The organism is Marilutibacter maris (genome assembly GCF_006546735.2).
In the GTDB taxonomy this organism is placed as follows: Bacteria; Pseudomonadota; Gammaproteobacteria; order Xanthomonadales; family Xanthomonadaceae; genus Marilutibacter; species Marilutibacter maris.
This window is the reverse complement of sequence record NZ_VICD02000082.1, coordinates 1-9,323: the sequence shown is the minus strand read 5'-3', so window position 1 is coordinate 9,323 and position 9,323 is coordinate 1. Positions and strand designations below refer to the sequence as shown.

The 9,323-nt window shown below is 69.6% G+C and carries 7 protein-coding genes and 1 tRNA gene; 3 read left to right on the top strand and 5 right to left on the bottom strand.

Annotation, left to right across the window (positions count from 1 at the left end; translation table 11 throughout):
* The 3 genes from FKV24_RS05885 to FKV24_RS05875 form a co-directional block, all read right to left on the bottom strand.
* A partial coding sequence (locus tag FKV24_RS05885) for a histidinol dehydrogenase (protein ID WP_211371796.1) occupies positions 1–445 on the bottom strand: 445 nt, incomplete at its 3' end.
* Positions 442–1,371 (bottom strand): ATP phosphoribosyltransferase, encoded by a 930-nt coding sequence (gene hisG, locus FKV24_RS05880; protein WP_141481710.1) that lies wholly within the window; start codon positions 1,369–1,371, stop codon positions 442–444. The genes FKV24_RS05885 and hisG, both read right to left, overlap by 4 nt.
* Positions 1,372–1,384: 13 nt before the next feature.
* Positions 1,385–1,693, bottom strand: a complete 309-nt coding sequence (locus tag FKV24_RS05875) for a YerC/YecD family TrpR-related protein (protein ID WP_111266693.1) — start codon at positions 1,691–1,693, stop codon at positions 1,385–1,387.
* A gap of 177 nt (positions 1,694–1,870) precedes the next feature.
* On the opposite strand from FKV24_RS05875, the gene FKV24_RS05870 reads away from it, so the two are divergent.
* Positions 1,871–3,718, top strand: coding sequence for a sensor domain-containing diguanylate cyclase (locus FKV24_RS05870; RefSeq protein ID WP_141481709.1), 1,848 nt, complete (start codon positions 1,871–1,873; stop codon positions 3,716–3,718).
* 2 nt (positions 3,719–3,720) lie between these two features.
* Here the strand turns inward: FKV24_RS05870 and FKV24_RS05865 are convergent, their stop codons facing one another.
* Together FKV24_RS05865 and hisS are read right to left on the bottom strand one after the other, a co-directional pair.
* Positions 3,721–5,625, bottom strand: coding sequence for an HAL/PAL/TAL family ammonia-lyase (locus tag FKV24_RS05865; RefSeq protein ID WP_141481708.1), 1,905 nt, complete (start codon positions 5,623–5,625; stop codon positions 3,721–3,723).
* Positions 5,626–5,759: 134 nt separating this feature from the next.
* On the bottom strand, positions 5,760–7,154 hold the full coding sequence (gene hisS / locus FKV24_RS05860; RefSeq protein ID WP_283016204.1) for a histidine--tRNA ligase: 1,395 nt from the start codon (positions 7,152–7,154) through the stop codon (positions 5,760–5,762).
* 221 nt (positions 7,155–7,375) lie between these two features.
* Here hisS and FKV24_RS05855 point away from each other — a divergent pair.
* Positions 7,376–7,452: transfer RNA gene (locus FKV24_RS05855), tRNA-Pro, on the top strand.
* A 660-nt stretch (positions 7,453–8,112) separates the two neighbouring features.
* Positions 8,113–9,323 (top strand): tetratricopeptide repeat protein (locus tag FKV24_RS05850; RefSeq protein WP_343200234.1); only part of this gene is annotated, 1,211 nt, incomplete at its 3' end.

Genomic DNA, 9,323 nt, shown 5'->3' with positions numbered 1-9,323 from the left:
GCGCGGTTCCGGCCGGCACGTACAGCCCGACCTGCCCGATCGGCCGCAGGATGCGCTCGCAGCGCACGCCGTCGGCGGTGTCGACCGCATAGGGCGTGCCCATGCCGTCGCGGTGGAAGCGCTCGATCCGCGCGGCCGCCTCGTCGATCGCATCGCGCAGCGCCGCGGGCAAACCGGCGGCGGCCTCGGCGAACTCGTCCGCACCGACCCGGAAGCGGCCCGGGCCGGCGCCGTCGACATCCGCACCGTCGACATCCGCGCCATCGAAGTCCGCGCCGTCGAAGCGGCGCGTGTACTCGCGCACCGCCTCGCCGCCGCGGGCGCGCACGTCGGCCAACATCGCCGCCACCGTCCGCGTCACCTCCGGCGCCTGCGCCGCCAATGGGCGGGTCAGCACCGCCTCGCGCTGCGCGGCGTCTAGGCCGTTCCAGTCGACCCGGTTCATGCCAGCATGCCCTCCACCGGCAGCACCAGCAGGCCGCGCGCGCCGGCGCGCTTGAGCTCCTCCAGCCGCTGCCAGGTCACTGCGCCATGGCATAGCGCCTGCAACGCCAGAGCATCGCCACCGTCGACCTGCATCACCGTCGGCGCCTCGGCATCGGGCAGCAACGGCAGCAGCGAGGGAATCGCCTCGCGCGAGGCCTGGAACATCAACAATTTGCTGTGCCGCATCCGCAGCACACCGTCGAGCCGGCGCAGCAACAGCTCGGCCAGCTCGCCGCGGGCGTCGTCCCAGAGTTGGCCGAAGTTCTCCGCCGCCGGCCCGGCCAGCACCGCCTCGCTCTCCAGCAGGGTCATCACCGGCTTGAGCTGGTTGGCGGCCAGGGTCGCACCGCTGGAGACCAGGTCGCAGATCGCATCGGCCTGGCCCAGTCGCGGCGCGATCTCGACCGAGCCGGACAACTCGACCACCTCGGCGGCGATGCCCTGCTCGTCCAGCCACTGCCGCAGGATCGCCGGATAGCTGGTCGCGATGCGGGTCGAGCCCAACTGCGCCGGCGACTGCCAGGCCCAGCCCTCCGGCACCGCCAGCGCCAGCCGGCAACCGCCGAAACCCAACGCCCGCCATTCGCGGAAGGCCGTGGTCCCGCCCTCGGTCCTGAGCGCGATGTCCTGCTCCAGCAACACGTTGCGGCCGACCACGCCGAGGTCGCAGACGCCGTCGCGGATCAGCCCGGGGATGTCGTCGTCGCGAACCAGCAGCAGATCGACCGGCAGGCTTTCGCCATAGCAGAACAGGCGATCGCGGCTCTCGCGCCAGCTCAGCCCGCAGGCGTTCAGCAGCGCGCGGGCCGGCTCGGCCAGGCGCCCGGATTTCTGGATCGCGATGCGCAGGCGATCGCGCGCGCCGTTGGCGCTTTTCGGGTTCATGCTCATCGTGTCCTCAACGGGTTGCCGGGCGCAGCCGCGCCAGTGCTTCGCCATAGCCGCCGGCGCCGCGTTCCATCGTCCGGGCGACGCGGCCGATCGTGGTGACGCTGACCTGGGTCAGGTCGTGGATCTCGCGATACGGCACCCCCCGGGCCAGCAGCGGCACCACCCGCCAGCGGTCGGTCATGGCCTCCAGCTCGGCCGGCGTGCACAGGTCCTCCAGGAACGCACGCACCTGTTCGGCCGTGCGCAACCCGACCAGGGCCTCGGCCAGCTCAGCCACGGCATCCCCGGTTTCTTCATCGTGTTGGCGTCGTTTCATCGTGGCGCGCGGGCGTCCGGCATCGGACGCATAATGTATTAACGTGCTAATACATTATGCAAGCTGTGACATCCGGTCAACCCCTGTCTTCGGAGTCACCCTCTTTCGCCAGTCCCCCGCCGAAGTACACTCGGGGTGCAACAGGGGGCTGTACAACTGTCATTCAAGGATTTGCGGATGCGGATCGGAGGCTTCTGGCCCGGCGTCGTGCTCGGACTGCTGCTGTCGCCCGGACTTCTCGCCCACCCGGCCCCTGCCGCCGGCCACACCACCGACACGGCGCCAACGCGGCTGCCCGAGGATTCGTCCGAGTTCCTGCTCACCCCCCATGTGAGCTACCTGCACGACGGCGACGGCGGAATGCGACTGGAAGACGCGGTCGCCGCCCTGGAGGACGCCGCCTTCGCGCCGATGCCCGAGGGCAGCAACTCGTTCGGCTTCCAGGACGGCGCGTTCTGGTTCCATGCCCGCATCGTCAACCAGGCCCCCGACGAACCGCAGTGGCTGCTGGTCCAGCAGTACCCGCTCAGCGACAGCATCGATCTCCACGTCCTGCACCCGGACGGCCGCAGCGAGCATCTGCGCGGCGGCGACCACCGCCCGTTCTCGGCGCGCAGCGTCCGCTACCGGCATCCGAACTTCTGGCTCGACCTGCCACCCGGGGAGCCGGTGGACGTGTTCATCCGCATCCAGAGCGAGAGCTCGATGCAGGTTCCGCTGCGGCTGTACACCCCGACCGCCTTCGCCGAGATGTCGCGCGACATCCAGTTCGGCATCGGCCTGTACTACGGCATCCTGCTGTCGCTGTTCTTCTACAACCTGGTGTTGTGGCTGACCACCCGCGACTCCAGCTACTTCTGGTACGTGTTCCACCTGACCGCGTTCGGGCTGGTCCTGTTCACGCTCAACGGGCTGGGCTTCGAATACCTGTGGCCGGACTCGCCATGGCTGGCCGACAAGTCGGTGCCGCTGTCGATCTGCCTGGCCCAGGTCGGGGTGCAGCAGTTCGCGCGCAGGTTCCTCGACCTGCGCAACCGCTGGCGGACCGGCGACCAGGTCGGGCTCGCCCTGATCGTGTTCTTCCTGTTGCTGGGCTTGGCCTCGGCATTCCTGCCCTACCGGATATCGACCCCGTTCGCTTCGGCGAGCGTGTTCATCAGCATCGGCTGGGTGGCGGTGGAGGCGATCGTCGCGATCCGCCGCGGCTATGCGCCGGCGCGGATATTCCTGCTGGCCTGGGCGGCCTTCCTGGTCGGCACCGCGATGTTCGTGTCGGTCGCGTTCGCGCTGCTGCCGAAAACCTTCGTCACCGAGTACGGCGTGCAGATCGGCTCGGCGCTGGAAATGCTGCTGCTTTCGATCGCGCTCGGCCACCGCTACGCCGCGCTGCGCAACGAGAACGAGCACATCGTGCGCAATGCCAAGCATCAACTCGAACACCAGGTCGAAGCCCGTACCCGCGAACTGAGCGACGCGCTGGGGCAGCTTGGCGACGCCCACGCCCGACTGCGCGAATCGAGCCAGCGCGACGCCCTGACCGGCCTGCACACCCGGCGGCACTTCCATGAGCAGCTTGCGCCGATGCTGGAGGAGGCAAGGACCAGCGGGCGACCGCTGTCACTGCTGATGATCGACCTCGACCATTTCAAGCAGATCAACGATCGCCACGGCCACCTCGCCGGCGACGCCTGCCTGCGCTGGGCCGCGCATGCGATCGGCGACACCCTGCGCCGGCATCACGCCCTGGTCGCGCGCTTCGGCGGCGAGGAGTTCGTCGCCGCCCTGCCCGATCACGACCTGGACGCCGCCGAGGCGGCCGCCGAGAACATCCGCAGACAACTCGACTCGGCGCCCTGCGAGGCGCTCAACCGCAAGACCGTGGTGACCACCAGCATCGGCGTGCACCAGATCGATACCGGGCTGCCGGGCGGCATCGACGCCGCCCTGGAACTGGCCGATCGCGCGCTCTACCGCGCCAAGTCGGAGGGCCGCAACTGTGTGCGGACCTCCGCCGTCACCAGCTGAGCTCAGTCGACGCCGAGCACCGAACGGGCCGCGGCGATCACCCCCCCGTCCTCGACCAGGCGCACCGCGGTGGCGACCTCGGCATCGAGTGCACGGTCGCGTTCCAGGAACGGGATCGCCTCGCGGATCGCCGCATGCGCCGCGGCCACCGCGGTCCCGGGGCCGTACTCGCCGGACTGCGCAAGCTCCTCGCGCAGGCCTTCGACCTCGGCCATGAACTTATCGCGCCCGGCCGCGTCGTCGCCCGGGGTGCCGGCGACCTTGGCCGCCAGTGCCGCGGCGTCGGCGTGCCGCGACAGATCGCGGGCGGCGTTGATCATGTCGCGGCGCAGATCCAGCGCCTGCGCCGCGGTGTACAGCTCCAGCGCCAGCACCTTGCCCAGGTCGGCGACCATCGCCAGCACGTGGCGCGTCTCGTTCGCGCCCATCGACACGTGGTCCTCGGCGTTGGCGCTGGTCGGGATCGAATAGACCGAAGCCGGCATCGCGCGGCTGGACAGGTCGTTGACGATCGCCGCGGCGGTGTACTGCACGATCATGTGGCCGGACTCGGTCGAGTCCTCGTTGCCGATCAGGAACGCCGGCAGGCCGTCGTTGGTGGCCGGATCGACGAGCTTGTTGAGACGGCGCTCGGAAATGCTCGCCAGCACCGGGATCGCCGCCTTGACGTAGCTCATCGCCAGCGCCAGCGGCATGCCGTGGAAGTGGCCGGCGGAAATGACCTGCTCCTCGACGTGCGGCTTGTCGGCGTCGGGGAACACGATCGGATTGTCGGTCAGCGCATTGAGCTCGACCTCCAGCACCCGCGCCGCCTGCGCGGCGGCGTCGCGCACCGCGCCGTGCACCTGCGGGATGCAACGCAGCGAGTAGCTGTCCTGCGGCTGATGCTTCTTGCCGCCGCGGAACGGACGGAAGCGGGTGTAGAACTTCTCGCGGCCGTGGCGCTGGTCCAGCGGCACCCAGTCCCAGCCGATGTCGAAGCGCAGCGCCTGCGCCTCGGGCATGCGCGTCCAGCTCTGCGGCAACCACGGCCGGAAACGCGGCACCAGGTGGTAGGGAATGTCCGACAGGGTCGAGCCGGCGAGCAGGCGACGCAGGTTGGCCGCGACCTGGACCTGGCCCGGATGCGGACGCAGCGCGTGCACTTCCTCGGCGAACGCGCCAAGGCGGCCGGCGAAGGCGTCGATGGTCATCGCCGCGGCCAGGTCGGCGGTGTCGAGCAGTTCCTCCAGCCGGTGCAGCGCGAGCACGCCGCAGGCGAGCATCTGCGCGGTGCCGTTGTTCAGCGCCAGGCCTTCCTTGTAGGACAGCGTCACCGGCGTCAGACCCGCGCGCGCCAGCGCCTCGCCGCCGGGCATCCGCTCGCCCTGATGGAAGGCCTCGCCACCGCCCAGCAACACGATCGCCAGATGCGACAACGGCGCCAGGTCGCCGGACGCGCCGACCGAGCCCAGTTGCGGCACCACCGGCACCACGCCGGCGTTGAGCATCGCGGTCAGCGCCTGCAGGGTCTCCACCCGCACGCCCGAATGCCCGCGCAACAGGGTATTGATGCGGATGCACAGCATCGCCCGCACCACCTCGGGGGCGAACGGTTCGCCCACGCAGACCGCATGGGTGACGATCAGGTTGCGCTGCAGCTCCTCGTGCAGGGTCTCCTCGCTGGTCTCGGCGCCGGGCAGCGATTCGCGCAGGCGGTGCGCGCCGAGCAGGCGGTCGGCGTTGCTGCCGAAGCCGGTGGAGACGCCGTAGATCGGCTCTTCACGACGCACCTGTTCGGCCAGGAACTCGGCCGCGCGCGCCACCGCCGGCAGTTGCGCCTGCGACAGTTCGACATGCGCGCCGTAGGCGACATCCACCAGTTGCGCCCGGGTCAGCGAGCGGCCGTCGAGCAGGATCGGTTTCATTCCAGATTGTCCTCGGACTTGATGTCACCCGGGCCGGCGATGCGCGCATGCGCCCGCTGGCCCGGACTTCCACCGCGCCACCTCGGCGCGGCCATTCGAATCGCGGCCGGGCACGCAGCCCGGCGACGGGCGGATCAGCGCCCTTCCAGCGCCTGCGACTGCGCCAGCTCGACCCTGAGCGTGCTGGCCAACTCCTCGCGGGCGACCTCGAACTGCATCTCGCGCTTGAGGTCCTTGACCGCGACCACGCCGCGGGCGCGCTCGTCCTCGCCGGCCAGCACCACGAAGCGGATGCCGGCGCGCGACGCGTACTGGAACTGTTTGCCAAGCTTGCGCGGCTCCATCTGCACCTCGGTGTTGATGCCGCCGGCACGCAGGCGCCGGGCGATGTCCAGCGCGTCGGCCAGGCCGTCGGCCTCCATCAGCGCGACCATCGCCTGCACGGTGCTGTCGGCGACGTCGATCACGCCGGCGTCGCGCAGCTGCCAGAACAGGCGGGTCAGGCCGATCGAGATGCCCACGCCCGGCAGCTTCGACTTGGTGTAGTGGCTGGCCAGGTTCTCGTAGCGGCCGCCGGAGCAGATCGAACCGATCTGCGGGAACGCGTCCAGCGTGGTCTCGTAGACCGTGCCGGTGTAGTAGTCCAGGCCGCGCGCGATCGAGAAGTTCAGCGCGTAGTGATCCTCGGGCACACCCAGCGCGCGCACCAGCTCCAGCACCTCGCGCAACTCGGCGACGCCCTCGCGCAGGACCGGGTTCGCATCGGCGCTATCCAGCGCGTCGAGTCGGGCGATCGCGTCGGCGTGCGAGTCCGAGCGCACCTTCACGAACTCCAGGATCCGCGCGACCGCCTCGGCCGGCATGCCGAAGGCTTCGCCGGTCAGGGTCTCGCGCACATGGTCCTCGCCGCGCTTGTCGAGCTTGTCGACCTCGCGCAGCACCAGCGCCTGGCGCTCGGGATCGACGACGCCCTGGGCCTCGAAGAAGCCGCGCATCAGCTTGCGGTTGTTCATCTGGATGGTGAACTTGCCGATCGCCATCTCCGAGAACACCGCGTGGATCGCCGCCGGCATCTCGGCGTCGAAGCGCACGCTCAGGCTGTCCTTGCCGATCACGTCGATGTCGCACTGGTAGAACTCGCGGAAGCGGCCGCGCTGGGCGCGCTCGCCGCGATACACGCGCTGCATCTGGTAGCGGCGGAACGGGAACGCCAGTTCGTGTTCGTGCTCGGCCACGTAGCGCGCCAGCGGCACGGTCAGGTCGAAGCGCAGGGCCAGCTCCGGCAGCGAGTCGCCGCCGCTGGACTGGGCCTTTTCCAGCGCGCCGGTCGACTGCACGAAGTAGACCTGACGCTCGGTCTCGCCGCCGGACTTGGTCAGCAGCACCTCGGACAACTCCATGACCGGGGTCTCGACCGGCAGGAAACCGAAGCGCTCGAAATTGCGGCGGATCGTGTCGAGCAGACGCTGGAAAGCGATCTGTTCGGGCGGCAGCAGTTCCATCACTCCGGCCGGGGTGCGTGGCTTGATCGGAGACGTGGACGAAGACGAACTGGACAAGAAAAGGCACTCCTGTCGGAACGGGCCGTACGCGGCGGGTCCGCCCCGGTCGCGCGGCAAGGGCATGCAAGCCCGACAGTCTACAAGCCCGGCCGTCGCCTGCGGCATTGCCGACGTGGGCGATGCGGAAAATTCTTCACCGGCTATTGCCAGCTCCGGAACACCTCACTACAATGCCGGGCTCGGCACATCGGGGTGTAGCTCAGCCTGGTAGAGCGCTACGTTCGGGACGTAGAAGTCGCAGGTTCAAATCCTGTCTCCCCGACCACTTGCCGAAACGCATCAAGGGCTCTGAAAGCTGCAGATAATGCAGGACTTCAGGGCCTTTTTGCCGTCCGGCGTCCGGCGCCGCCCCAACCTGCCGGAAGCGGGGGACGAGACGATCGGCCCTGCCCGGTCCGATCGCTGCACGGACACGCTGCGCGCCGCCCCGGTTCGTTGCCGGCCCCGGACACACCGGCATCCGGAACGCCCCGGCCCAGCACCCCGCCCGCCTCCGCACTTGAGGATGGCCGCGGCAAGCCGATCGTCCGCCATTGATGCCCGCGCCCGGCACAGCCGACTCGACGACTCGACGACTCGCCGCTCGCGCCCCCGCCGGCACCCGGTGCGAAGCCGCGTACCTGTCGGTACCGACAGGCGACTTGCGGACCGATGCCGTCGGCATTCGGCCATCGGTCACACCGGCCCGGGCACCCCGCCTGCTAGGGTCGCCCCATGCTGCGGTTTAGATCGCATAGCTACCGGCATTCACGTAGATGAAGATTTCGTAAATCCACCCCACCCCGAACCACCGAACCGGGGAGAGTGGCACGGTGCTTGCGTCACAATATCCAGAAATGAGATGCAAGTCACATTATGGAATGTCTATCACGGACCGAGCATGCACCGATCTATTTCCAGTAATTTCAAACCCTTAGCCGTTTCCGTGGCGCTAGCCGCCCTGACCTGGCCCCTCTCGACATTCGCATCGACCCCTGAGACGCCGCTGACCGAGATCCAGCAGCTGCGCGATCAGGGCCGCTGGCTGGACGCCCTGTCCGCTATCGGTCGCGCCCAGGACGATCGCCCCGACGACCCCGCGCTGTACCGGCTGCAGACCCTGACCCTGCTGGACCTGGGCAGCAGCTACCGGGCCTGGAGCCTGTACCAGGCGCGGCCGGAACTGTTCGACGCCGACGAGGCGCGGCGGCTGCGCGGCGCCGGCACCGCGCGACTGATCAACTGGGGACGCCTGTACGCGGAGTCCGAGCAGGCCCGCGACGAGGAGCTGGCGCTGGCCGGACAGGCGCTGCGGACCCTGCAGGAATCGGGACAGGAACCGGGCTCGGCCGACCTGCGCACCCGTTTCGACGAGATCGCCCTGCTCAACCTGCTGGAGCGGCACGCCGAGGTGATCGAGCGCTACCGCGCCCTGCAGGACGAGGGCGTGGAGCCGCCGCCCTACGTGCTGGCCTCGATCGCCGGTTCGCTGCTGGCCGAACGCCATCCGGCCGAGGCGATCCCGCTCTACCGGCAGGTCGAACGCGCGATGCCCGACGCCTGGGACCCGCGCCTGCAATTGGGTTACGCCTATTCGGAAAGCGAGGATTTCGACGCCGCCTACGCCCACCTGGAGCAGCTCAAGGCCGCCGAGCCGGCCTGGCTGTACGCCCCGGGCGCGCGCCGGCCGCATTCCAACCCGCGCCACTACGACGCCGATCGCAACCTCGCCCTGATGCACCTGTACGGGCAGGACACCGCCGGCGCGCAGCAGCGGCTGGAGTCGCTGGCCGCGATCGGTCCCAACAATGCCAGCCTGCAAACCGCGGTCGGCGAGGTCTACCGCCAGCGCGGCTGGAGCGAGCGGGCGCTGGAGCGCTTCCGCATGGCCGGCACCCAGGACCCGGAGCACATCGGTGCCCGCATCGGCCAGGTCGGCGCCCTGCTCGACCTCGACCGGGTCGACCTGGCCCGTCCGCTGCACGACCAGTTGCTCGCCGGCCACCCGCGCAACGTGCAGGTGAAGCAGATGGCCCGCGACTGGGACAACCGCCTGGGCTGGCAGTGGCAGATCAATGCCTCCGCGGGCCGCAGCGACAGCCGCGACGGCGCCCCGGGCGTCTCGCCACTGGGCAGCCGCGACGGCGGCCACTCGTT

Coding starts and splice junctions, on each gene's coding strand:
- hisG (WP_141481710.1), bottom strand. CDS start 1,371: ATGAACCCGAAAAGCGCCAACGGCGCGCGCGATCGCCTGCGCATCGCG.
- FKV24_RS05875 (WP_111266693.1), bottom strand. CDS start 1,693: ATGAAACGACGCCAACACGATGAAGAAACCGGGGATGCCGTGGCTGAG.
- FKV24_RS05870 (WP_141481709.1), top strand. CDS start 1,871: ATGCGGATCGGAGGCTTCTGGCCCGGCGTCGTGCTCGGACTGCTGCTG.
- FKV24_RS05865 (WP_141481708.1), bottom strand. CDS start 5,625: ATGAAACCGATCCTGCTCGACGGCCGCTCGCTGACCCGGGCGCAACTG.